This is a genomic window from Enterobacter cloacae complex sp. (assembly GCF_900322725.1).
Taxonomy (GTDB): Bacteria; Pseudomonadota; Gammaproteobacteria; order Enterobacterales; family Enterobacteriaceae; genus Enterobacter; species Enterobacter quasihormaechei.
In genome coordinates this window covers 1,581,679-1,604,429 of the sequence record NZ_LT991957.1, presented here as the reverse complement: position 1 = coordinate 1,604,429, position 22,751 = coordinate 1,581,679, and the positions used below count along the sequence as shown (strand labels likewise).

General features: G+C 56.5%; 18 protein-coding genes and 1 pseudogene. 13 read left to right on the top strand and 6 right to left on the bottom strand.

All coding sequences use genetic code 11. The annotated features are described in order from the left end of the window. Positions 1-150 precede the first annotated feature (150 nt). The 3 genes from msrQ to acuI form a co-directional block, all read right to left on the bottom strand. Positions 151-750: a protein-methionine-sulfoxide reductase heme-binding subunit MsrQ gene (gene msrQ / locus DBR02_RS08050; RefSeq protein WP_107534007.1), complete on the bottom strand. Its 600-nt coding sequence runs from the start codon at positions 748-750 to the stop codon at positions 151-153. Then, positions 751-1,752, bottom strand: coding sequence for a protein-methionine-sulfoxide reductase catalytic subunit MsrP (gene msrP / locus DBR02_RS08045; RefSeq protein WP_063450993.1), 1,002 nt, complete (start codon positions 1,750-1,752; stop codon positions 751-753). It lies immediately after the preceding gene. Between the two features lie 77 nt (positions 1,753-1,829). Beyond that, the gene (acuI, locus tag DBR02_RS08040) at positions 1,830-2,804 is read right to left on the bottom strand and encodes an acrylyl-CoA reductase (NADPH) (RefSeq protein WP_107534006.1); all 975 of its coding nucleotides are present in this window, start codon (positions 2,802-2,804) and stop codon (positions 1,830-1,832) included. A gap of 183 nt (positions 2,805-2,987) precedes the next feature. Here acuI and csrD point away from each other — a divergent pair. From csrD to tldD, 8 genes and pseudogenes are all read left to right on the top strand, one after another. Further along, positions 2,988-4,924: pseudogene (gene csrD, locus DBR02_RS08035) on the top strand (RNase E specificity factor CsrD). Positions 4,925-5,206: 282 nt separating this feature from the next. Further along, a complete protein-coding gene (gene mreB / locus DBR02_RS08030; protein WP_000913396.1) occupies positions 5,207-6,250 on the top strand; it encodes a rod shape-determining protein MreB in 1,044 nt (347 codons plus the stop codon). 62 nt (positions 6,251-6,312) lie between these two features. Continuing rightward, a complete protein-coding gene (gene mreC / locus DBR02_RS08025) occupies positions 6,313-7,329 on the top strand; it encodes a rod shape-determining protein MreC (protein ID WP_003860400.1) in 1,017 nt (338 codons plus the stop codon). Next, positions 7,329-7,817: a rod shape-determining protein MreD gene (gene mreD / locus DBR02_RS08020; protein ID WP_003860402.1), complete on the top strand. Its 489-nt coding sequence runs from the start codon at positions 7,329-7,331 to the stop codon at positions 7,815-7,817. The genes mreC and mreD overlap by 1 nt, the downstream gene beginning before the upstream one ends. A gap of 9 nt (positions 7,818-7,826) precedes the next feature. Continuing rightward, positions 7,827-8,420 (top strand): Maf family protein, encoded by a 594-nt coding sequence (locus DBR02_RS08015; protein WP_063450997.1) that lies wholly within the window; start codon positions 7,827-7,829, stop codon positions 8,418-8,420. After that, positions 8,410-9,879 carry a ribonuclease G gene (gene rng / locus DBR02_RS08010; protein WP_063450998.1) on the top strand — a complete coding sequence of 490 codons (1,470 nt, stop codon included), beginning with the start codon at positions 8,410-8,412 and terminating at the stop codon, positions 9,877-9,879. The genes DBR02_RS08015 and rng overlap by 11 nt, the downstream gene beginning before the upstream one ends. Before the next feature lie 42 nt (positions 9,880-9,921). After that, positions 9,922-13,719: an AsmA2 domain-containing protein YhdP gene (gene yhdP, locus DBR02_RS08005; RefSeq protein WP_107534005.1), complete on the top strand. Its 3,798-nt coding sequence runs from the start codon at positions 9,922-9,924 to the stop codon at positions 13,717-13,719. A gap of 84 nt (positions 13,720-13,803) precedes the next feature. Further along, positions 13,804-15,249: a metalloprotease TldD gene (gene tldD / locus DBR02_RS08000; RefSeq protein ID WP_063867539.1), complete on the top strand. Its 1,446-nt coding sequence runs from the start codon at positions 13,804-13,806 to the stop codon at positions 15,247-15,249. 66 nt (positions 15,250-15,315) lie between these two features. On the opposite strand, the gene aaeR is transcribed toward tldD, so the two are convergent. Next, positions 15,316-16,242, bottom strand: coding sequence for an HTH-type transcriptional activator AaeR (gene aaeR / locus DBR02_RS07995; protein WP_063451001.1), 927 nt, complete (start codon positions 16,240-16,242; stop codon positions 15,316-15,318). A 179-nt stretch (positions 16,243-16,421) separates the two neighbouring features. Here aaeR and aaeX point away from each other — a divergent pair, with 179 nt between their 5' ends. The 5 genes from aaeX to DBR02_RS07970 all read left to right on the top strand — a co-directional run bounded on the left by aaeX (position 16,422) and on the right by DBR02_RS07970 (position 21,400). Continuing rightward, the gene (gene aaeX, locus DBR02_RS07990) at positions 16,422-16,625 is read left to right on the top strand and encodes a p-hydroxybenzoic acid efflux pump operon protein AaeX (RefSeq protein WP_003860416.1); all 204 of its coding nucleotides are present in this window, start codon (positions 16,422-16,424) and stop codon (positions 16,623-16,625) included. A 7-nt stretch (positions 16,626-16,632) separates the two neighbouring features. Beyond that, the gene (gene aaeA / locus DBR02_RS07985) at positions 16,633-17,565 is read left to right on the top strand and encodes a p-hydroxybenzoic acid efflux pump subunit AaeA (RefSeq protein ID WP_107535630.1); all 933 of its coding nucleotides are present in this window, start codon (positions 16,633-16,635) and stop codon (positions 17,563-17,565) included. A 5-nt stretch (positions 17,566-17,570) separates the two neighbouring features. Further along, complete coding sequence (gene aaeB / locus DBR02_RS07980) at positions 17,571-19,538, top strand: p-hydroxybenzoic acid efflux pump subunit AaeB (protein ID WP_102751339.1); 1,968 nt, start codon at positions 17,571-17,573, stop codon at positions 19,536-19,538. Between the two features lie 86 nt (positions 19,539-19,624). Next, the gene (locus DBR02_RS07975) at positions 19,625-21,079 is read left to right on the top strand and encodes an NAD-dependent succinate-semialdehyde dehydrogenase (protein ID WP_107534004.1); all 1,455 of its coding nucleotides are present in this window, start codon (positions 19,625-19,627) and stop codon (positions 21,077-21,079) included. A 45-nt stretch (positions 21,080-21,124) separates the two neighbouring features. Continuing rightward, positions 21,125-21,400 (top strand): barstar family protein, encoded by a 276-nt coding sequence (locus DBR02_RS07970; protein WP_107534003.1) that lies wholly within the window; start codon positions 21,125-21,127, stop codon positions 21,398-21,400. 56 nt (positions 21,401-21,456) lie between these two features. Here DBR02_RS07970 and yhcN read toward each other — a convergent pair whose 3' ends face one another. Beyond that, on the bottom strand, positions 21,457-21,720 hold the full coding sequence (yhcN, locus tag DBR02_RS07965) for a peroxide/acid stress response protein YhcN (RefSeq protein ID WP_063451005.1): 264 nt from the start codon (positions 21,718-21,720) through the stop codon (positions 21,457-21,459). 378 nt (positions 21,721-22,098) lie between these two features. Further along, positions 22,099-22,569, bottom strand: coding sequence for a transcriptional regulator ArgR (gene argR, locus DBR02_RS07960; RefSeq protein ID WP_003860428.1), 471 nt, complete (start codon positions 22,567-22,569; stop codon positions 22,099-22,101). Between the last annotated feature and the right edge of the window lie 182 nt (positions 22,570-22,751).

The window sequence follows — 22,751 nt, the reverse complement described above, 5'->3', positions numbered from 1 at the left end:
CCCTGTCCGGAAAACCGAAGTCGCACATTATAACGATTTCGTAGCATTTGGCAGCTAAATACTGGTCTTATCAGGGAAGATTATCAACCGCTATCCGAAAAAGATTCGCGGTTGATAAATATTCTGCGGGAAAACGCACAGTTTCGTTAACTATCGCCACCACTGGCGGAACTTCTTGTAACGCCATGCTAAAAGGGCCAATGCCAGCAGGGCGTAGATGACCGGCTGAGGGGATAAAATCTTCACCGACCACAGGTAATGAAGGGGGGCGAGGATCGCGACAAGATAGACGAAGTTGTGCAGCCGTTGCCAGCGTCGGCCCAGTTTTCGCTGCGCGTACTGCGTGGATGTCAGCGTCAGCGCCAGTAAAACCAGCCAGCTTACGATACCCAGCGTCAGATAAGGGCGCGTCACCAGTTCGCTGCCAAGTAGTGCCAGGTTGTTAATGCCCAGCTCCAGCAGGGCGTAGCTGGTGAGATGCAGCGTCGCCCAGGCAAAACACCATAGCCCCAAAAGCCGTCGCGTGCGTATCAATAAGGGCTGTTTAGCGTAGCGCGCCAGCGGTGAGACGAGCAAGGTCGCCAGCAAAAATTTCAGAGCCATCCGACCCGTAAAATGCTGAATATCTTTAGCCGGATCGGCACTAAACTGCCCCTGACTGACTGCCCAAAAGAGCCAGATAAAGGGGAGTAATCCGGCTAAGTGCAGGAGAACCTTCAGCCCGGTTATCTGCTTTGCCGTTAAACGCACTCAGAAGTTCTCCCGTAAATTCAGCCCACGGTACAGGGATGCCACTTCATCCGCATAGCCGTTAAACAGCAGCGTTGGCTGGCGTTTAACGTCCAGCGCGCCGCCGGAACCGATAAAACGTTCCGTCGCCTGGGACCAGCGAGGATGGTCAACGTGTGGGTTAACGTTGGCGTAAAACCCGTACTCGTCGGGCGCCGCCAGGTTCCAGGTGGTCGGCGGGCGCTCGCGGGTGAGCTTGATGCTGACGATGGATTTAATGTTTTTGAAGCCGTATTTCCACGGTACGGTTAAGCGAATGGGGGCCCCGTTTTGCGGCGGCAGCGCTTTGCCGTAAACGCCCACGGTCAGCAGCGTAAGGGGATGCATGGCTTCGTCGAGGCGTAACCCTTCAACGTACGGATATTCCAGCCCGCCGCCGATAAACCGATCCTTCTGGCCCGGCATCTCGTCCGGCGCATAGCGCGTCTGGAAGGAGACATACTTCGCGTTGCTGGTGGGCTCAGCCAGGGCCAGGAGCTTGTGCAAAGGGAAGCCCACCCACGGCACGACCATCGACCAGGCTTCCACGCAGCGCATGCGGTAAATGCGTTCTTCAAGGGGGAAGCGGGTGGTGAGGTCGTGATGATCCAGCGTCAGCGGTTTTGCCACTTCGCCATCAATTTTCAGGGTCCAGGGATCGGTTTTCATGCTGCCCGCGTTGGCGGCAGGATCGGCCTTATCAAGACCAAACTCGTAAAAGTTGTTATAGCCGGTGACTTTCTCTTCCGGGGTCAGCGCCAGCTTATTTTGCCATTGCGCCGGTTTGGTGAAGTTAAGGGGGGCACCGGAGGGGGCTTTCGGGCGATCGTTACCCTTAAACCAGTCGAGCAGGTCAGCGTGGGCGGCAGGCGTGAGCGTCAGGGCGGTGGCGCTGATGCCAAGCATCTTCAGGATCTGGCGGCGCTGTAGCATAAAGACAGACTCAGACGTTACGTCGGCTTCCGTCAGTTTTCGGGTTTTCATGGCATCCTCCGTCAGGCGTTTTTCTAAGCATGACGGAGGAGGCGGGTTAGCGCGAATATGTCACGAAAATTTGAAGATTAGGCAATTTTGACCAGCGCACGACCGTGGAACTGGTTGTCCATGATTTTATTCGCGAACTCTGGCGCCTGGCTCAGGGTAATCTCCGTGGCGCTCTGTTCATAGAACGAGGCCGGCAGATCGCGGACCAGACGTTCCCAGGCCTCGGCACGCCGCTCGGCTGGAGCCATAACCGAATCGACGCCCTGAAGACGCACGTTGCGCAGAATAAACGGCATCACCGTCGTCGGCAGGCCAAAACCACCCGCCAGCCCACAGGCCGCCACGCAGCCGCCGTAGTTCATTTGCGCCAGCACTTTCGCCAGCACTTTGTCGCCGACGGTATCGACCGCGCCAGCCCAGACCTGTTTTTCCAGCGGGCGGGTTTCGGCAAACTCGTCGCGGCTCAAAATACGGTTTGCGCCCAGCTGACGCAGATAATCATGCGTACTTTCGCGGCCAGAGACGGCGGCGACCTGATATCCCAGCTTGTGCAGCAGCGTGACGGCCGTGCTGCCCACGCCGCCGCTTGCGCCGGTGACGACGATTTCACCGGAGTCAGGACGGATCCCGGCCTCTTCCAGCGCCATGACGCACAGCATGGCGGTGAAGCCCGCCGTGCCGACGATCATCGCTTTGCGGCCGTCCATGCCCTTCGGCATCGGGACCAGCCAGTCACCTTTTACGCGCGCCTGTGCTGCCAGCCCGCCCCAGTGGTTTTCACCCACGCCCCAGCCGGTGAGCAGGACCTGCTGTCCGGCGTGGAAGCGCGGATCTTCACTGGTATGCACGCGGCCTGCAAAGTCGATTCCGGGCACCATCGGGAAATTTCGGATGATTTTACCTTTCCCCGTAATGGCCAGTGCGTCTTTATAGTTCAGGCTGGACCAGTCGATATCCACGGTCACGTCGCCTTCCGGCAGGCGGCTCTCCTCAATGGTTTGCACCGAGGCAACGGTTTTGCCGTCCTGCTGTTCTAAAATCAAAGCCTGCATAGGGGGTCCTCACCAGGTTTAGTAATGGGAAAATATGTTCTGAAGACTATACTCGCTCAGTGAAACACCGTGCCGATGTAACGCAATAAATTGCCAGATACACCAGGTTTGGTAGTATGCCGCATTTGAAATGCAAGTTAGCGCTCACTTGCGACCCCTTCAACCCACGGAGTAATCTCAAGGATGCGATTAACGACGAAGTTCTCAGCTTTTATCACTTTGCTGACGGGGCTGACCATCATTGTCACGCTGATCGGCTGCTCGCTGAGTTTTTATAATGCCATCCAGGATAAGCTGGTTAACCGTGTTGAATCGGTTGCATCGGTTATCGACACCCGCCTGATCACCACTCCCTTCCCGGCGCTTTCGCGTGAGCTCGATGAGTTAATGGTACCTGTGGATATTGTGCGGATCGAGATTAAACAGGGGAAGCAGACCGTTTTCAGCCATACCCGCCAGGGGAGCTATCGTCCTGCCGGCACGGTAGATCAGTATCGGGACGTAACGGTCCATTCGCTTAAACACCCTGGTATGACGATCCATATGATGTACCAGGATCCGATGAGCAACTATTTACGCTCGCTCATGACCACCGCACCGTTGACCATCGCCGTTGCCTTTATCGTGCTGCTCATTTTCCTCGCCGTTCGCTGGCAGCGTCGTCAGCTTTCCGGCCAGGAACTGCTGGAAACACGCTCCGTGCGGATACTCAATGGCGAGCGGGGGCCGCAGGTGCGGGGATCGGTTTATGAATGGCCGTCGCGCACCAGTAGCGCCCTGGACGTGCTGCTCTCCGAAATCCAGTTTGCCAGCGACCAGCGTAGCCGTATGGACACGCTGATCCGCTCCTACGCCGCGCAGGATAACAAAACGGGCCTTAACAACCGTCTCTTCTTTGATAATCAGCTGGCTACGCTGCTTGATGACCCCGAAAAGGTAGGCACGCACGGTGTGGTGATGATGATTCGCCTGCCGGACTTCGATCTGCTCCGTGATACCTGGGGACAGCGCGTGGCGGAAGAGAATCTCTTCACCCTGATTAACCTGCTGTCCACCTTTATTATGCGCTACCCCGGCGCGCTTCTGGCGCGCTACCACCGCAGTGACTTTGCCGTCTTGCTGCCGCATCGCACCTTAAAGGAGTCCGAGAGTATCGCCAGCCAGCTGCTGAAAGCCGTTGATGCGCTGCCGCAGAGCAAAATGCTTGACAGAGACGACATGGTGCATATGGGTATCTGTGCCTGGCGCGGCGGCCAGTCGACGGAGCAGGTGATGGAACATGCGCGGCTACGCGTAACGCCGTATTACAGGGCGCGAACGGCTGGGCGGTCTATGATGATACGCTGCCGGAGAAAGGGCGCGGCAACGTGCGCTGGCGAACCCTGATTGAACAGATGCTGAGCCGCGGTGGACCGCGTATCTATCAAAAACCGGCGGTCATGAAGAATGGCCATGTTCATCACCGTGAGCTGATGTGCCGTATTTTTGATGGGACCGAAGAGGTCATCTCGGCGGAATATCTGCCGATGGTGCTGCAATTTGGCTTATCCGAAGAGTATGACCGCCAGCAAATCACCCGCCTCATCCCGTTTTTATCGTACTGGCCTGAGGAAAATCTGGCTTTACAGGTGACCGTCGAGTCGCTGATTCGTCCGCGCTTCCAGCGCTGGTTACGCGACACGTTAATGCAGTGCGAAAAATCGCAACGCAAACGCATTATTTTTGAACTTGCAGAGGCAGATGTAGGTCAACACATCAGCCGGTTACGTCCGGTGGTACGTTTAATCAATGCGCTTGGGGCTCGTGTGGCCGTCACCCAGGCGGGTTTGACGCTGGTGAGCACCAGCTGGATCAAAGAGCTGGATGTTGAATTATTGAAGCTGCATCCTGGTCTGGTCAGAACGATTGAAAAACGCACGGAAAACCAGCTGCTGGTACAGAGCCTGGTGGAAGCGTGCAAAGGAACGCAAACGCAGGTATTTGCCACAGGCGTACGTTCACGCAGTGAATGGCAGATGTTGAAAGAGCGCGGTGTAGCGGGCGGTCAGGGGGATTTTTTTGCGGCCTCACAGCCCCTTGACACCAATGTGAAAAAATATTTGCAAAGATACTCTGTTTGACCTGCCGTTTACTTTGTTTTCACGTAGAATATCGCGCCTGTAGCTTTGAGTAAGACGAGCATAAAAGCCAGTGAACGACCTTTAATGGGTTACAAGTGAAAGTGAGGGACGCTGCTGTTTACTCAGCCCTGACGGATTCAGGGGATGAATTTGTAACAAAGGAAACGTGCTGCACTAATTTTCACCGTAGCAGACGATTTTTGCGCCTTGTCGCTGCTGCGTGTGGTTGGTAAAGTAAGCGGATTTTGTTTTCCGCCCCAGCTTTCAGGATTATCCCTTAGTATGTTGAAAAAATTTCGTGGCATGTTTTCCAATGACCTGTCCATTGACCTGGGTACCGCGAATACCCTTATTTATGTAAAAGGACAAGGCATCGTATTGAATGAGCCTTCCGTTGTGGCCATTCGTCAGGATCGTGCCGGCTCGCCAAAAAGCGTGGCCGCAGTAGGTCATGATGCGAAGCAGATGCTGGGCCGTACGCCGGGCAACATCGCCGCGATCCGCCCAATGAAAGACGGCGTTATTGCTGACTTCTTCGTGACCGAAAAAATGCTTCAGCACTTCATCAAGCAGGTTCACAGCAACAGCTTCATGCGCCCAAGCCCGCGCGTGCTGGTGTGTGTGCCGGTTGGCGCAACCCAGGTTGAACGCCGCGCGATCCGTGAATCCGCTCAGGGTGCCGGTGCGCGTGAAGTGTTCCTGATAGAAGAGCCGATGGCTGCGGCAATTGGTGCGGGTCTGCCGGTTTCTGAAGCAACCGGTTCTATGGTGGTGGATATTGGTGGCGGTACTACCGAAGTGGCCGTCATCTCCCTGAACGGCGTGGTGTACTCCTCTTCCGTACGTATCGGCGGTGACCGCTTCGACGAAGCCATCATCAACTACGTTCGCCGTAACTACGGCTCTCTGATCGGTGAAGCAACCGCAGAGCGTATCAAGCACGAAATCGGTTCTGCTTATCCGGGTGACGAAGTCCGCGAGATCGAAGTTCGCGGTCGTAACCTGGCTGAAGGCGTGCCGCGCGGATTCACCCTGAACTCTAACGAAATCCTGGAAGCGTTGCAGGAGCCGCTGACCGGCATCGTGAGCGCGGTGATGGTTGCGCTGGAACAGTGCCCGCCAGAGCTGGCTTCCGATATCTCCGAGCGCGGTATGGTGCTGACCGGTGGTGGTGCGCTGCTGCGTAACCTTGACCGCCTGTTAATGGAAGAGACAGGTATTCCTGTCGTAGTTGCAGAAGATCCACTGACTTGCGTCGCCCGTGGTGGTGGCAAGGCGCTGGAAATGATCGACATGCACGGCGGCGACTTGTTTAGCGAAGAGTAGTCGGGTGTGAGAGGGTAGCAATTTGCTACCCTTTCTCTCTGACGCGAGAATACGCATAGCCTATGAAGCCAATTTTTAGCCGTGGCCCGTCGCTACAGTTTCGCCTGATCCTGGCGGTTCTGGTGGCGCTCGGGGTCATTATCGCCGATAGCCGCCTCGGTACGTTCAGCCAGATCCGAACGTACATGGATACCGCCGTCAGTCCTTTCTACTTTATTTCAAATGGTCCCCGTGAACTGCTCGACTCCGTGTCGCAAACGCTTTCATCGCGTGACCAGCTCGAACTTGAAAATCGTGCGTTACGCCAGGAACTGCTGCTGAAAAACAGCGAGCTGCTGATGCTGGGGCAATATAAGCAGGAAAACGCGCGCCTGCGTGAACTGCTTGGCTCGCCGCTGCGCCAGGATGAACAGAAAATGGTCACCCAGGTGATCTCCACCGTAAACGATCCCTACAGCGATCAGGTGGTGATTGATAAAGGCAGCGTGAACGGCGTATACGAAGGTCAGCCTGTGATCAGCGATAAAGGCGTTGTGGGCCAGGTCGTGGCGGTTGCCAAACTGACCAGCCGCGTGCTGCTGATTTGCGATGCTACCCATGCGCTGCCGATTCAGGTGCTGCGTAACGACATTCGCGTGATTGCCGCCGGCAATGGCTGTACGGACGATCTTCAGCTTGAACATCTGCCAGCCAACACGGACATCCGCGTGGGCGACGTGCTGGTGACGTCCGGTCTGGGCGGTCGTTTCCCTGAAGGCTACCCGGTTGCAGTGGTCTCTTCCGTGAAGCTCGACACTCAGCGTGCTTACACCGTAATCCAGGCGCGTCCAACGGCGGGCTTGCAGCGTTTACGTTACCTGCTGCTGCTGTGGGGAGCCGATCGTAACGGTGCGAACCCGATGACGCCGGAAGATGTGCATCGCGTCGCGAACGAACGCCTGATGCAGATGATGCCGCAGGTGCTGCCTGCGCCGGATGCGATGGGGCCACCTGCGCCCGTACCGGCTCCGGCGACAGGGTTAACGCAGCCGCTACCGGATGCGCCACCGCCGCCGCAAGTCTCGGGTGGAGGGCAGTAGTGGCCAGTTATCGTAGCCAGGGACGCTGGGTAATCTGGCTCTCATTCCTCGTTGCACTGTTGCTGCAAATTATGCCTTGGCCGGACGACATTCTTGTTTTCCGGCCAAACTGGGTTTTGCTCATTTTGCTCTACTGGATCCTTGCCCTGCCGCACCGCGTAAATGTCGGCACAGGTTTTGTGATGGGTGCCATACTGGATCTCATCAGCGGCTCTACGCTTGGCGTGCGCGCCTTATCCATGAGCATTATTGCGTACCTCGTCGCACTCAAATTCCAGCTCTTTCGTAACCTTGCGCTCTGGCAACAGGCGCTGGTGGTGATGTTGTTGTCGCTCGCTGCGGATATCGTTGTTTTCTGGGCAGAGTTTTTAGTGATCAACGTCTCTTTCCGACCGGAAGTGTTCTGGAGTAGTGTAGTAAACGGTGTGCTCTGGCCGTGGCTGTTCCTGCTGATGCGTAAAATTCGCCAGCAGTTTGCCGTGCAATAAAAGGTTTCTATGACGTCTCTGTATCTTGCCTCCGGTTCTCCGCGTCGCCAGGAACTGCTCGCGCAGCTGGGTGTCTCCTTCGAACGCATCGTTACCGGCATTGAAGAAAAACGTGCTGAGGGCGAAAGCGCTCAGCAGTACGTCTCTCGTCTGGCGCGTGAAAAAGCGCAGGCGGGCGTCGCATGCGTGCCGCGTGACTTACCGGTGCTGGGTGCGGACACCATCGTCATTCTCAAGGGTGAAGTGCTTGAGAAACCCCGTGACGCAGACCATGCGGCGCAGATGCTGCGCAACCTGTCCGGACAAACGCATCAGGTGATGACGGCGGTGGCGCTGGCGGACAGCCAGTACGTTCTGGATTGCCTGGTGGTAACGGAAGTGACGTTCAGAGTCCTCACCGACGAGGAGATCGCCGGCTATATCGCCAGCGGTGAACCGATGGATAAAGCAGGTGCATACGGTATTCAAGGGTTGGGTGGCTGTTTTGTCAGGAAGATAAATGGCAGCTATCACGCCGTAGTCGGCTTACCGCTGGTGGAAACGTATGAGTTGCTGAGTAATTTTAACTCACTGCGTGAGGGAAGGGATAATTATGACGGCTGAATTGTTGGTAAACGTAACGCCCTCGGAAACCCGTGTGGCCTACATTGATGGTGGCATTCTTCAGGAAATTCATATTGAGCGTGAAGCGCGACGCGGAATCGTAGGCAATATCTACAAAGGTCGTGTCAGTCGTGTACTACCGGGTATGCAGGCGGCTTTTGTAGATATTGGGCTCGATAAGGCGGCGTTTTTACATGCCTCCGATATCATGCCGCACACCGAATGCGTGGCTGGCGAAGAGCAAAAGCAGTTTGCCGTGCGCGACATCTCTGAGCTGGTGCGTCAGGGCCAGGATCTGATGGTGCAGGTGGTGAAAGATCCGCTGGGCACCAAAGGCGCGCGTCTGACCACCGATATCACCCTGCCTTCACGCTATCTGGTGTTTATGCCGGGCGCGTCGCACGTTGGCGTTTCACAGCGTATTGAAAGCGAAAGCGAGCGCGAGCGCCTGAAAAAAGTTGTGAGCGCCTACTGCGACGAGCAGGGCGGCTTTATTATTCGTACCGCGGCGGAAGGGATCAGCGAAGACGATCTGGCCTCGGATGCGGCCTACCTGAAGCGCGTCTGGACCAAGGTGATGGAGCGTAAAAAACGCAACCAGACCCGCTACCGTCTGTACGGCGAGCTGGCGCTTGCTCAGCGCGTACTGCGTGATTTCGCCGATGCGCAGCTTGACCGCATCCGCGTGGACTCCCGCCTGACGTATGAAGCCCTGCTGGAGTTTACCGCCGAGTACATTCCGGAAATGCCGGGTCTGCTGGAGCATTACACCGGACGCCAGCCGATATTTGACCTCTATGACGTTGAAAACGAAATCCAGCGCGCGCTGGAGCGTAAGGTTGAGCTGAAATCGGGCGGTTACCTGATTATCGACCAGACCGAAGCGATGACCACCGTGGATATCAACACCGGCGCGTTTGTCGGCCATCGCAACCTCGATGACACCATCTTCAACACCAACATCGAAGCGACGCAGGCCATCGCGCGCCAGCTTCGTCTGCGCAATCTGGGCGGGATTATCATCATCGACTTTATCGATATGAATAATGAAGATCACCGCCGTCGCGTGCTGCACTCGCTGGAGCAGGCGCTGAGTAAAGATCGCGTGAAAACCAGCATCAACGGCTTCTCCCAGCTGGGTCTGGTAGAAATGACCCGGAAACGGACCCGCGAAAGCGTGGAACACGTGCTCTGCAACGAGTGTCCAACCTGCCATGGACGCGGAACGGTAAAGACGGTGGAGACGGTCTGCTACGAGATCATGCGTGAGATTGTCCGCGTCCATCATGCCTACGACTCCGACCGTTTTCTGGTCTATGCTTCCCCTGCGGTGGCGGAGGCCCTGAAAGGGGAAGAGTCGCACGCGCTGGCGGAAGTGGAAATCTTTGTCGGCAAACAGGTAAAAGTGCAGATTGAGCCGCTCTATAACCAGGAGCAGTTTGACGTCGTAATGATGTAAACGCAGTTCGCTGCGAGATTAAAGGCTGACAAGGAGAGACGCGTGAGGCGATTGCCGGGGATTTTACTGCTTACAGGGGCAACGCTGGTCGTGATTGTCGCGTTGCTCGTGAGCGGGCTGCGTCTCGTCTTGCCGCATCTTGACAGCTGGCGTCCGCAGATCCTGGCGAAAATCGAGTCCACCACCGGCCTGCCGTTAGACGTGAGCCATATCGAGGCAAGCTGGCAGACCTTTGGCCCGACGCTTGATGCGCGGGATATCAGCGCCAGCCTGAAAGATGGCGGCCACCTTAAAATCAAACGCGTTACCCTGGCGCTGGATGTCTGGCAAAGCCTGCTGCATCTGCGCTGGCAGTTTCGCGATCTCACCTTCTGGCAACTTCAGCTAAAGACCAATACGCCGCTGCAAAGCGGCGAAGGCGATCGTGGGCTGGAAACCAGCCGTATCAGCGATCTCTTCCTGCGTCAGTTCGATCATTTCGATCTGCGCGACAGTGAAATCAGCTTTATTACCCTCTCCGGGCAGCGCGCCGAGCTGGCGATCCCACAGCTGACCTGGCTAAACGGAAAAGATCGCCACCGCGCCGAGGGGCAAGTAAATCTCTCCAGCCTGAACGGGCAGCACGGCGTGATGCAGGTGAGGATGGATCTGCGCGACGACAATGGCCTGCTGAACAACGGCCGCGTGTGGTTGCAGGCGGACGACGTGGACGTGAAGCCGTGGCTTGGCGAGTGGATCCAGCAGAACATGCAGCTGGAAACCGCGCGTTTCAGTCTCGAAGGCTGGATGACCCTGACGAATGGGGCGTTCGCCAGCGGTGATATCTGGCTCAAGCAGGGGGGCGCGAGCTGGAAGGGCGAAAACCATCAGCATCAGCTTTCGGTCGATAACCTCACCGCCCACGTAACCCAGGAAAAAGGTGGATGGCAGTTCGCTATTCCGGATACGCGCATCTCCATGGACAACAAACCCTGGCCAAGCGGCGCGCTGACGCTGGCGTGGATGCCGGAGCAGGACGTCGGCGGGGTAAACGGTAAACGCAGCGACGAGTTGCGTATCCGCGCCAGTAACCTGGACCTGACGGCGATCGAGGGCCTGCGTTCAATGGCCGCAAAACTCTCCCCGGAGCTGGGTGACATCTGGCTGGCGACGCAGCCGAGCGGGCAGATAAACCGTCTGGCGCTGGATATTCCGCTTCAGGCCACGGAAAAAACGCGCTTCCAGGCGGCATGGAAAAATCTCGCCTGGAAACAGTGGAAACTGCTGCCGGGCGCTGAGCACTTCAGCGGCAAGCTGGAAGGAAGCGTGGAAAACGGCAGGCTGACGGCAGAAATGCAGGATGCCAAAATGCCGTACGAAACGGTCTTTCGTGCGCCGCTGGAGATCGCGCAGGGTAATGTCACCCTCAACTGGCTGAAGAATGACAAAGGTTTTCAGCTTGATGGCCGCGATATCGATGTAAAAGCCAGGGCGGTGCATGCCCGCGGCAATTTCCGTTACCTACAGCCTGAAGGCGATGAGCCGTGGCTGGGTATCCTGGCAGGCATCAGCACGGATGACGGCTCGCAGGCGTGGCGCTACTTCCCGGAAAACCTGATGGGGAAAGCGCTGGTGGACTATCTCAGCGGCGCCATTCAGGGCGGTCAGGCGGATAACGCCACGCTGGTCTACGGCGGCAACCCGCACCTGTTCCCGTATAAGCATAACGAAGGTCAGTTCCAGGTTCTGGTGCCGCTGCGCAACGCAACCTATGCCTTCCAGCCGGGCTGGCCCGCGCTGAAAAATCTCGATATCGAACTCAACTTCCTGAATGACGGCTTGTGGATGAAGACGGACAGCGTGGCGCTGGGCGGCGTGACGGCGAGCAACCTGACCGCAAACATCCCGGATTACTCGAAAGAGAAATTGCTGATTGATGCGGATATTAAGGGGCCGGGTAATGCGGTTGGTCCGTATTTTGAAGATACGCCGCTGAATGACTCCCTGGCGGCCACCCTTCAGCAGTTGCAGCTAGATGGCGATGTGAATGCTCGCTTACATCTGGATATCCCGCTCGACGGGGAAATGACTACCGCCAAAGGCGACGTTCGTCTTAACAACAACAGCCTCTATATCAAGCCGCTGGACAGTACGCTGAAAAACCTCAGCGGTCAGTTCAGCTTTGTTAACGGCAATCTGAAAAGTGAGCCGCTGAAAGCGACCTGGTTCAATCAACCCGTCAATATCGATTTCTCCACCACCGAGGGTGATAAAGCCTACCAGGTGGCGGTACATATGGACGCGAACTGGCAGCCGTCACGCATGAATGTTCTGCCGAAGCCGGTTGAGAACGCGGTGGACGGCGCGGTGTCGTGGAATGGCAAGGTGGCCATCGACCTGCCTTATCACTCCGGCGCGCGGTATAAGGTCGACATCACGGCCGATCTTAAAAATCTCAGCAGCCAGCTGCCCGCCCCTCTGAATAAGAAAAGCGGCGAGCCGCTGCCTGTCAACGTTAACGTAGACGGTAACCTCAACGGCTTTGACGTAACCGGTAACGCTGGCGGAACAAACCACTTTAACAGCCGCTGGCTGCTTAACCGCAAGCTTACGCTGGACAGGGCGATCTGGACGACGGACAGCCGTACCACGCCACCGCTGCCGGAGCAGGCGGGCATTGAGCTGAATCTGCCGGCGATGGATGGCGCAGAGTGGCTGGCACTGTTCCAGAAAGGTGTCGGGCAAAACGTCGATCAAACGGCGCAGTTCCCGCAGGCCATTACCTTACGTACGCCTGCGCTGACGCTGGGTGGACAGCGGTGGAACAACCTGAGCATCGTTTCCCGGCCGACGGCTAACGGCTCAAAGGTTGAGGCTCAGGGCCGTGAAATTAACGGCACGTTGACGATGCGCGATAACGCGCCGTGGCAGGCGGCGATCCGCTACCTCTATTACAACCCGACCTTTGCCGTGGCTGAAAAACAGCCGATGGCCGCTTCGCCCCTCAGCACATCGCGCATTGATTTCAGCGGCTGGCCCGATCTCCAGCTGCGCTGTGCGGAGTGCTGGCTGTGGGGGCAAAAATATGGCCGTATCGACGGAGATGTCGCCATCAAGGGCACGACGCTGAGCCTTACCGGTGGTCTGGTGGATACCGGTTTTGGCCGTTTGACCGCCGCCGGGGAATGGGTGAATAAGCCGGGCGCGCAGCGCACCTCCCTGAAAGGCGATATCAAAGGCAGCAAGCTGGATGCGGCGGCTAACTTCTTCGGCATCAGTACGCCGCTTCGGGGATCGTCATTCGATGTGAATTACGATCTGCACTGGCGTGCGGCGCCGTGGCAGCCGGACGTCGCCACGCTGAACGGCATTCTCAGAACCCGTTTTGGTAAGGGACAAATTGCCGATGTCAGCACCGGCCATGCGGGGCAAATACTGCGCCTGCTGAGCTTTGACGCGCTGCTGCGCAAGCTGCGCTTCGATTTCAGCGATACCTTCAACGACGGTTTCTATTATGACTCCATTCGCGGAACGGCCTGGATCAAGGACGGCGTGATGCATACCGACGATACGCTGCTGGACGGCCTGGAGGCGGATATCGCCATGAAAGGCTCGGTGGATCTTGTGCGTCGTGAACTGGATATGGAAGCGGTCGTCGCCCCGGAAATTTCCGCTACCGTGGGCGTGGCGACGGCGTTTGTGGTTAACCCGATTGTCGGTGCGGCGGTATTTGCCGCCAGCAAAGTGCTGGGGCCGCTCTGGAGTAAGGTCTCGATTCTGCGCTACCGCATTACGGGCCCAATCGATAAACCGCAGATTAATGAGGTGCTGCGCCAGCCGCGCAAAGAAGCACAGCAATGATTTGACGTGGGCAGGTAATTGCCTCACTCTCAATAAATACGATTTTTACACCGCCACGGGCGGCAACGAACGAGTAGCAATACGATGAGTCTGAACCTGGTAAGTGAACATTTGCTCGCAGCGAACGGCCTGAGCCATCAGGACCTGTTCTCCATTCTTGGTCAACTGACCGAACGCCGTCTCGACTACGGCGATCTCTATTTCCAGTCGAGCTATCACGAATCCTGGGTTTTAGAAGACAGCATCATTAAAGATGGCTCCTATAACATCGACCAGGGCGTCGGCGTGCGCGCCGTGAGCGGCGAGAAAACCGGTTTTGCCTATGCCGACCAGATAAGCCTGGCCGCGCTGGAGCAGAGCGCGCAGGCCGCACGCACCATCGTGCGCGACGCGGGCGATGGCCGCGTAAAAACCCTGGGCGAAGTGCAGCATTCGGCGCTCTATACCAGCATCGACCCGCTGCAAAGCATGAGCCGCGAAGAGAAGCTGGACATCCTGCGTCGCGTGGACAAAGTGGCCCGCGCCGCCGACAAACGCGTGCAGGAAGTGTCCGCCAGCCTGAGCGGCGTCTATGAGCTGATCCTGGTGGCAGCGACGGACGGTACGCTGGCCGCCGACGTGCGTCCGCTGGTGCGCCTCTCCATCAGCGTGCAGGTGGAAGACGACGGCAAGCGCGAGCGCGGCTCAAGCGGCGGCGGCGGTCGTTTTGGCTATGACTGGTTCCTCGGCGACGTTGACGGCGAAGCGCGCGCGGATGCGTGGGCAAAAGAAGCCGTGCGCATGGCGCTGGTTAATCTTTCTGCCGTGGCGGCACCCGCCGGTACGCTGCCGGTTGTGCTGGGTGCTGGCTGGCCCGGCGTGCTGCTGCACGAAGCGGTCGGCCACGGGCTGGAAGGCGATTTCAACCGCCGTGGTACGTCTGTATTCAGCGGTCAGATGGGGCAGCTTGTCTCCTCTGAGCTGTGTACCGTGGTCGATGATGGCACCATGCCTGACCGTCGCGGCTCGATTTCTATCGACGATGAAGGCACGCCGGGCCAGTACAACGTGCTGATCGAAAACGGCGTCCTGAAAGGCTACATGCAGGACAAGCTCAACGCGCGTCTGATGGGCGTTGCGCCAACGGGCAACGGTCGTCGCGAATCTTACGCGCACCTGCCGATGCCGCGCATGACTAACACCTACATGCTGCCGGGTAAATCCACGCCGCAGGAGATTATCGAATCCGTTGATTACGGTATCTTCGCGCCGAACTTTGGCGGCGGCCAGGTGGATATCACCTCCGGCAAATTTGTCTTCTCGACTTCAGAGGCGTACCTGATTGAGAAGGGCAAAGTGACTAAAGCAGTGAAGGGCGCAACCCTGATTGGTTCCGGCATTGAGGCCATGCAGCAGATTTCCATGGTCGGTAACGACCTGAAGCTGGATAACGGCGTGGGCGTTTGCGGCAAAGAGGGCCAGAGCCTGCCGGTAGGCGTCGGCCAGCCGACGCTGAAGGTTGATAACCTGACCGTGGGCGGTACGGCGTAATTTTTCATTTTCCCCTCACCCTAACCCTCTTCCCAACGGGGAGAGGGCCGGAGTGAGGGGGAAGGCCTACTCTTTCCTTCTTCCCCGCATGCCCTGAAACAGCTCCGCCACTTCCACAAAATAGTCCGTCAGATAGTTAATACAGACCTGCACCTTCAGCGGCAGCTTGTCCTTTTCGGTATACAGCGCGTACACCGGGCGCGGATCCGACTGGTAGCGCGGGAACAGGATCTCCAGCTCGCCGCTGTTGATCTCGTTGATCACCCACATCAGCGGCACGTAGGCGATACCGGCCCCGGCCACCAGCCAGCGCGAGATGGTCATCGGATCGTTGGTCACGAAGCGGCCTTCAGGCAGCAGCCGGGTGGAAAGCCCTTCCGGCGCGATCAGCTCAAATTCGTTATCCGGGCGCACGCTGTATTCCAGCCACGAGTGGTTGCTCAGGTCGGCGGGTTTTTCCGGTACGCCATACTGTGCCAGGTAGCTCTTTGAGGCGCAGACAACCATCGGCATGCTGCCCAGCCGACGCGAGAACAGGCTCGAGTCCTGCAAGGCGCCAACGCGGATCACCACGTCTAACCCATCGGCAATCAGGTCCGGTGCGGGAATACCCGTCACCAGATTGACGGTTAAGCCTGGATACTCTTTCAGCATTTCCGCCGTCATGGCAGCGAGAACATTTTGTGCCATAGTTGAAGAACACCCGATGCGCAGCGTGCCGATAGGGGTGTTATTAAAGGCATAAAGCTGCTCGTGAACATCCTGCACTTCATGCAGCATTCGACGGCAGCCCTGATAGTAAATTTTACCCGCTTCCGTCAGCCCGATGCTGCGGGTACTGCGGTTGAGCAGCTTCACCTGAAGCTCGTCTTCCAGTTTTGACACCGTCTGGCTAATGGATGAGACGCTCATTTGTAGCTGACGTGCTGCGGCGGTAAAAGAGCCTTGTTCGACAACTTTGGCAAACACCGACATGCGTTTTAGTCGTTCCATTATTCACTCTGGCTTAAAAGTGATTTAGATCACATATGATAGATAACAGCATAACAGTTACGTTAATATACTATTAATTACATAACGGCTGCGCCACTCTCGCCCGGCATTTCTTGCCCTCCTGCGGCGGCGCGAGCTTAACAATCCAGTAGCCTGCACTCTCTATAATCAAGGTCAACATGAGTCTGTTTCCCGTTATCGTGGTGTTCGGTCTGTCGTTCCCACCGATATTTTTCGAGCTTCTTTTATCACTGGCGATCTTCTGGCTGGTGCGCAAGGTGCTGGTCCCTACCGGGATTTATGATTTCGTCTGGCATCCTGCATTGTTTAATACCGCGCTGTATTGCTGCCTGTTCTATTTAATATCGCGCATGTTTGTCTGAGGTTGATGTGAAAACGCTAACAAGAAAAATCTCCCGCACTGCCATCACTATGGTGCTGGTCATCCTGGCGTTCATCGCTATTTTTCGCGCCTGGGTCTATTACACCGAATCGCCGTGGACGCGCGACGCGCGTTTCAGCGCGGAGGTGGTTGCGATAGCGCCCGATGTTGCCGGTCTTATTACGGCGGTCAACGTTCACGATAACCAGCTGGTGAAGAAAGATCAGGTGCTGTTCACCATCGACCAGCCGCGCTATCAAAAAGCCCTTGAAGAAGCAGAAGCCGACGTGGCGTATTACAACGCGCTGGCCTCTGAAAAACGCCGTGAAGCAGGACGCCGTAACAAGCTGGGCATCCAGGCCATGTCCAGGGAAGAGATTGACCAGTCCAATAACGTGCTGCAAACCGTGCTGCACCAGCTGGCAAAAGCTCAGGCGACGCGCGATCTGGCGAAGCTCGACCTGGAACGTACCGTGATCCGCGCCCCGTCCGATGGCTGGGTGACTAACCTTAACGTCTATGCCGGTGAGTTTATCACGCGCGGCTCAACCGCCGTGGCGCTGGTGAAACAAAACTCCTTCTACGTCCTCGCCTATATGGAAGAGACCAAGCTGGAAGGCGTGCGTCCGGGCTATCGCGCTGAAATCACGCCGCTCGGCAGCAACCGTGTCCTGAAAGGGACCGTGGACAGCGTTGCCGCGGGGGTGACCAACTCCAGCAGTACGGTTGATAACAAAGGGATGGCGACCGTCGATTCCAACCTTGAGTGGGTTCGCCTGGCGCAGCGCGTACCGGTGCGCATTCGTCTGGACGAGCAGCAGAGCAACCTCTGGCCCGCAGGCACCACGGCGACGGTGGTGATCACCGGTGAAAAAGACCGTGATGCCAGCCAGGACTCCATCTTCCGTCAAATCGCCCATCGCCTGCGCGAGTTTGGTTGATCGCTATGGGCATTTTTTCCATCGCCAGCCAGCACATCCGCTTCGCCGTGAAGCTGGCATGCGCCATTGTGCTGGCGCTGTTTATTGGCTTCCATTTCCAGCTTGAAACGCCGCGCTGGGCCGTTCTGACCGCCGCGATTGTTGCCGCCGGTCCCGCCTTCGCGGCGGGTGGCGAACCCTATTCCGGGGCCATCCGCTATCGCGGGATGCTGCGTATTATCGGGACCTTTATCGGCTGTATCGCCGCCCTGACCATTATCATTCTGATGATCCGCACGCCGCTGCTGATGCTGATCGTGTGCTGTATCTGGGCGGGTTTTTGTACCTGGGTCTCCTCCCTGGTGAAGGTTGAGAACTCGTACGCCTGGGGTCTGGCGGGTTATACCGCGCTGATTATTATCATCACCATCCAGACCGATCCGCTGCTCGCCCCGCAGTTCGCCGTGGAACGTTGCAGCGAGATTGTGATTGGTATCGTCTGCGCGATTGTCGCCGATCTGCTTTTCTCTCCGCGTTCTATTAAGCAGGAAGTGGATCGTGAGCTGGACGCGCTGATCGTTGCCCAGTACCAGCTCATGCAGCTGTGCATTAAGCACGGCGACAGCGAAGAGGTCGACAAGGCCTGGAGCGGGCTGGTGCGCCGCACGCAGGCGCTGGAAGGGATGCGCAGTAACCTCAACATGGAGTCTTCCCGTTGGGAGCGTGCCAATCGTCGTCTGAAAGCGATCAATACCGTCTCGTTAACGCTGATCACCCAGGCGTGTGAAACCTACCTGATTCAGAACACTCGCCCCGAAGCGGTAACGGATACCTTCCGCGAACTGTTTGATGAGCCTGTGGAGACGGTGCAGGACGTGCATCGACAGCTTAAACGCATGCGCCGCGTGATTGCCTGGACGGGAGAGCGTGATACGCCAGTCACCATTTATACCTGGGTTGGCGCCGCAACGCGCTACCTGCTTCTGAAACGCGGCGTGATTGGCAACACCAAAATCAGTGCGGCGGAAGAAGAGGTGTTACAGGGCGAAGTGGTCATTAAACCGGAATCCGCCGAGCGTCATCATGCGATGGTCAACTTCTGGCGTACCACGCTGGCCTGTATACTCGGCACGCTGTTCTGGCTGTGGACCGGCTGGACGTCCGGTAGCGGCGCGATGGTGATGATTGCCGTCGTGACCGCGCTGGCAATGCGTCTGCCCAACCCGCGCATGGTCGCTATCGATTTCCTGTACGGTACCATTGCGGCGTTACCGATTGGCGCGCTCTATTTCCTGGTGATTATCCCCTCGACACAGCAAAGCATGCTTTTGCTCTGCATCAGCCTGGCGGTAATGGCGTTCTTTATCGGGATAGAGGTACAAAAACGCCGACTGGGATCGTTAGGCGCTCTGGCGAGTACGATTAACATCATTGTGCTGGATAACCCGATGACCTTCCATTTTAGCCAGTTCCTGGACAGCGCATTAGGCCAGCTGGTGGGCTGTTTCCTGGCGATGATGGTCATCCTGCTGGTGCGGGATAACTCCCGGGCGCGGACAGGGCGTGTGCTGCTGAATCAGTTTGTGTCGGCCGCCGTTTCGTCCCTGACCACCAATACCGCACGACGCAAGGAGAACCACCTGCCGGCTCTTTATCAGCAGCTGTTCCTGTTGCTGAACAAATTCCCGGGCGATGTCGCCCGTTTCCGCCTGGCATTGACCATGATTATCGCGCACCAGCGCCTGCGGAACGCACCGGTGCCGATTAACGACGATTTGTCCGCCTTCCACCGCCAGCTACGGCGCACGGCGGACCACGTGATATCGGCATCCAGCGATGACAAACGTCGCCGCTACTTTAAGCAACTGCTGGAAGAACTGGATATATACCAGGAAAAACTGCGGATCTGGGAAGCGCCGCCGCAGGTTACCGAGCCGGTTGAGCGGCTGGTATTTATGCTGCACCGCTACCAGAACGCGCTGACGGACAGCTGATGAAGAGAAAACCGACGCCAAAAGCGTCGGTTTTTTTGTGGCTATACTTAATCCTGTAGGTTCAAACATTCAGGAAGGGAGGACACATGACAACCCAGGCTCTTCAGGACAGTACGCTTTTTCAGACCGGGTATCTGGTTAATGGTATCTGGAAAACACTCGACACCACGTTTGATGTGCTAAACCCGGCCACGGGCGAGGTCATTGCAAAAGTAGCGAAAGCAGGTAAAGCCGAAACCGAAGAGGCTATTGCGGCCGCGACGAAAGCCTTTCCTGCATGGCGCGCAAAAACGGCAAAAGAGCGTTCTGCGATCCTCTATCGCTGGTATGAACTGATTATTGAGAATAAAAGCTGGCTCGGAAGGCTGATGACCACCGAGCAGGGCAAGCCGCTGAAAGAAGCTGAGGGCGAAGTAGAGTATGCCGCCAGCTTCATTCAGTGGTTTGCCGAGCAGGCCAAGCGTGCCAACGGCGAAATTATTCCTCCGGTTAAACCCGGCTCCCGTATTCTGGCCACCCGGGAGCCTGTCGGGGTGGTTGCCGCTATCACACCATGGAACTTCCCGATGGCCATGCTCACCCGTAAGCTCGGCCCGGCGCTGGCAGCTGGGTGTACCGGCGTGATCAAACCTGCAAACAACACGCCGCTGAGCGCCTTTGCGCTGCTGACGCTGGCGAAGCAGGCCGGCGTGCCGGATGGTGTGCTGAATGCGGTCGCGGGGAGCACCTCTGAAATTAGCGACGCCATTATGGCCAGCCATGACGTGCGCAAAATCTCGTTTACCGGTTCAACTGCCGTCGGGAAAACGCTGGTCCGCAATTCCGCAGACACCATGAAAAAGGTGTCGATGGAGCTGGGCGGCAATGCGCCGTATATCGTTTTTGAGGACGCGGACATTGAGGCCGCCGTTAAAGGCGCCATCGCCAATAAGTTCCGTAACGCCGGGCAGGTCTGCGTCAGCGTAAACCGTTTCTATATTCAGGAGACGGTCTACGACAAGTTTGTTAATCAGCTTGCTGATGCGGTGAAGGCGCTGAAGGTGGGTAATGGCCTGGACGAGGGCGTCGTTGTCGGCCCGCTGATTGAGCCTTCGGCTGTCGATAAAGTCCGTGAGCACGTCGAAGATGCGGTAGCGAAGGGCGCCACGGTGCTGGCTGGCGGTAACCCGCATGAGCTTGGCGGTAACTTCTGGATGCCCACCGTCCTCGGTGACTGCCATGAAGGCATGAAACTGGCGGAAGAGGAGACCTTCGGACCCGTTGCCGCCTGCTTCCGCTTCACGTCGGAAGACGAAGTTGTGATGCGTGCGAACAATACGCCTTACGGGCTGGCAGCCTACTTCTATACCCAGAATCTGTCGCGCGTGTTCCGCGTCTCACAGGCCATTGAGAGCGGCATGATCGGGATTAATGAATGTGCGGTATCGACCGAACTGGGCCCGTTTGGGGGGGTAAAAGAGTCCGGGCTGGGACGCGAGGGGTCCGTGCTGGGGCTGGAGGAGTTTCTGGAAGTTAAAACCCTGCATATCGGGGGATTATAATAGACAGGGCGGCATCTGCCGCCCGCCTGTACCGGGTGGCTGGCAATGAAAATTTATACCTTTGATTTTGACGAAATTGATAGTCAGGAAGACTTCTACCGCGAGTTTATTCGGGCGTTCGACCTGGAGCGGGACAGCGTAAGCAACCTTGATATGCTGTGGGATGTGGTGACCGGCGACACGCTGCCGTTACCGCTGGAAATCGAGTTTACCCATCTGCCTGAAAAGCTGCGCAGACGCTTTGGCGCACTGATTTTATTGTTTGATGAAGCGGAGGAGGAGCTGGAAGGGCAACTGCGTTTCAATGTGCATCAGCCATAAAAAAGCCCCTGACCGGGAGGTCAGGGGCAAGTCGTATGATGAGATACGACGAGGGTTTATTTGTACAGTTCAGCCGTAGCGTGCCAGTGGTCGCCGCTGCGTGCTTCAATTACGCGATAGGATGATGCACCTTGTTCTTCCGCTTTTTTGTTCAGCATGTCGTGCATGTCCATTGGAGATGCGCCGATGGCACCAACAGAAACCGTCCCGATAGCCTGACGGGATTGTGCCTGTTCGGCATTAATGGCGTCGGCCGCAAACGCACCGAATGACAGGACAGAGAGTACGCTCAGGGCAGCAACAGTGTTTTTAATTTTCATGATCGGTTACCTCGTCAATTATTCTACTGGGGTCTTTGTTCTGTGACCCTCATCACAAAATCAAGTATACACTAATCACGCAAAAAATTAATACCAGACTAATGGTTTCCCTTGTTATTACGTATTAAAAAAATCGATTTTTATAACGGGAGTGCATAAAAAAGGACCTGGCAAGGCGATATTTGTCCATTTTTGTATTTAAAATCATATTGATAGATGATTTTGATTTTTAGTGCGATTTTGCAGCAAATCATCCACTGGCTGAATGTTAACAGGCGGTAAAAAGCACTATTTGCAAAAGCAGCAGGCAGTGGAAAGCAGGGTAAAACGAGGCAACAGCAGAATGATCCCCGTAGCCGTGCGCTACGGGGCAGGCAATTACAGCTCCTGTTCGAACAGGACCAGAATCGCTTCGTAGAGGTCTTTCACCGAGAAACCATTTGCCGGGGTGGTAAAGATGGTGTCATCACCGGCGATAGTGCCGAGGATCCCCTCAGCTTTACCCAGCGAATCCAGCAGGCGAGCAATCAGCTGTGCGGCTCCTGGGCTGGTGTGGATCACAACCACGGCATCGTTATAGTCGATGTCCAGAACCAGGTTCTTCAGCGGGCTGGAGGTTGTTGGGACGCCAAGTTCAGCAGGCAGGCAATAAACCATTTCCATTTTGGCGTTGCGCGTACGCACCGCACCAAACTTGGTTAACATGCGGGAGACCTTCGACTGGTTGATGTTATCGAAGCCTTGTTCCTGCAACGCCTGAACAATTTCTCCCTGAGAACTGAATTTCTCTTCTTTGAGTAGCGCTTTAAACGCCTTTACTAATTCTTCTTGCTTAGACGAGCTTCGCATAAGTCACCCGGAATATGACGAAAGAAACAACATTATTATGCATGTGGATGAATTTTTATGCAAATTATCTACCTGGGGCCAGGCTGAAATAATGTTATGAAAGGGAGTGATTTTATCAGATTTCGTTATCGGAAAACATGCCTGGGTCACGCCGCGCAAATAAGCTTAAAAGTAAATTAAAT

Bases quoted from the DNA above. Each gene is read 5' to 3' on its own strand.
- msrP (WP_063450993.1), bottom strand. From the start codon at position 1,752: ATGAAAACCCGAAAACTGACGGAAGCCGACGTAACGTCTGAGTCTGTC.
- acuI (WP_107534006.1), bottom strand. From the start codon at position 2,804: ATGCAGGCTTTGATTTTAGAACAGCAGGACGGCAAAACCGTTGCCTCG.
- mreB (WP_000913396.1), top strand. From the start codon at position 5,207: ATGTTGAAAAAATTTCGTGGCATGTTTTCCAATGACCTGTCCATTGAC.
- mreC (WP_003860400.1), top strand. From the start codon at position 6,313: ATGAAGCCAATTTTTAGCCGTGGCCCGTCGCTACAGTTTCGCCTGATC.
- DBR02_RS08015 (WP_063450997.1), top strand. From the start codon at position 7,827: ATGACGTCTCTGTATCTTGCCTCCGGTTCTCCGCGTCGCCAGGAACTG.
- rng (WP_063450998.1), top strand. From the start codon at position 8,410: ATGACGGCTGAATTGTTGGTAAACGTAACGCCCTCGGAAACCCGTGTG.
- tldD (WP_063867539.1), top strand. From the start codon at position 13,804: ATGAGTCTGAACCTGGTAAGTGAACATTTGCTCGCAGCGAACGGCCTG.
- aaeR (WP_063451001.1), bottom strand. From the start codon at position 16,242: ATGGAACGACTAAAACGCATGTCGGTGTTTGCCAAAGTTGTCGAACAA.
- aaeX (WP_003860416.1), top strand. From the start codon at position 16,422: ATGAGTCTGTTTCCCGTTATCGTGGTGTTCGGTCTGTCGTTCCCACCG.
- aaeB (WP_102751339.1), top strand. From the start codon at position 17,571: ATGGGCATTTTTTCCATCGCCAGCCAGCACATCCGCTTCGCCGTGAAG.
- DBR02_RS07975 (WP_107534004.1), top strand. From the start codon at position 19,625: ATGACAACCCAGGCTCTTCAGGACAGTACGCTTTTTCAGACCGGGTAT.
- DBR02_RS07970 (WP_107534003.1), top strand. From the start codon at position 21,125: ATGAAAATTTATACCTTTGATTTTGACGAAATTGATAGTCAGGAAGAC.
- yhcN (WP_063451005.1), bottom strand. From the start codon at position 21,720: ATGAAAATTAAAAACACTGTTGCTGCCCTGAGCGTACTCTCTGTCCTG.
- argR (WP_003860428.1), bottom strand. From the start codon at position 22,569: ATGCGAAGCTCGTCTAAGCAAGAAGAATTAGTAAAGGCGTTTAAAGCG.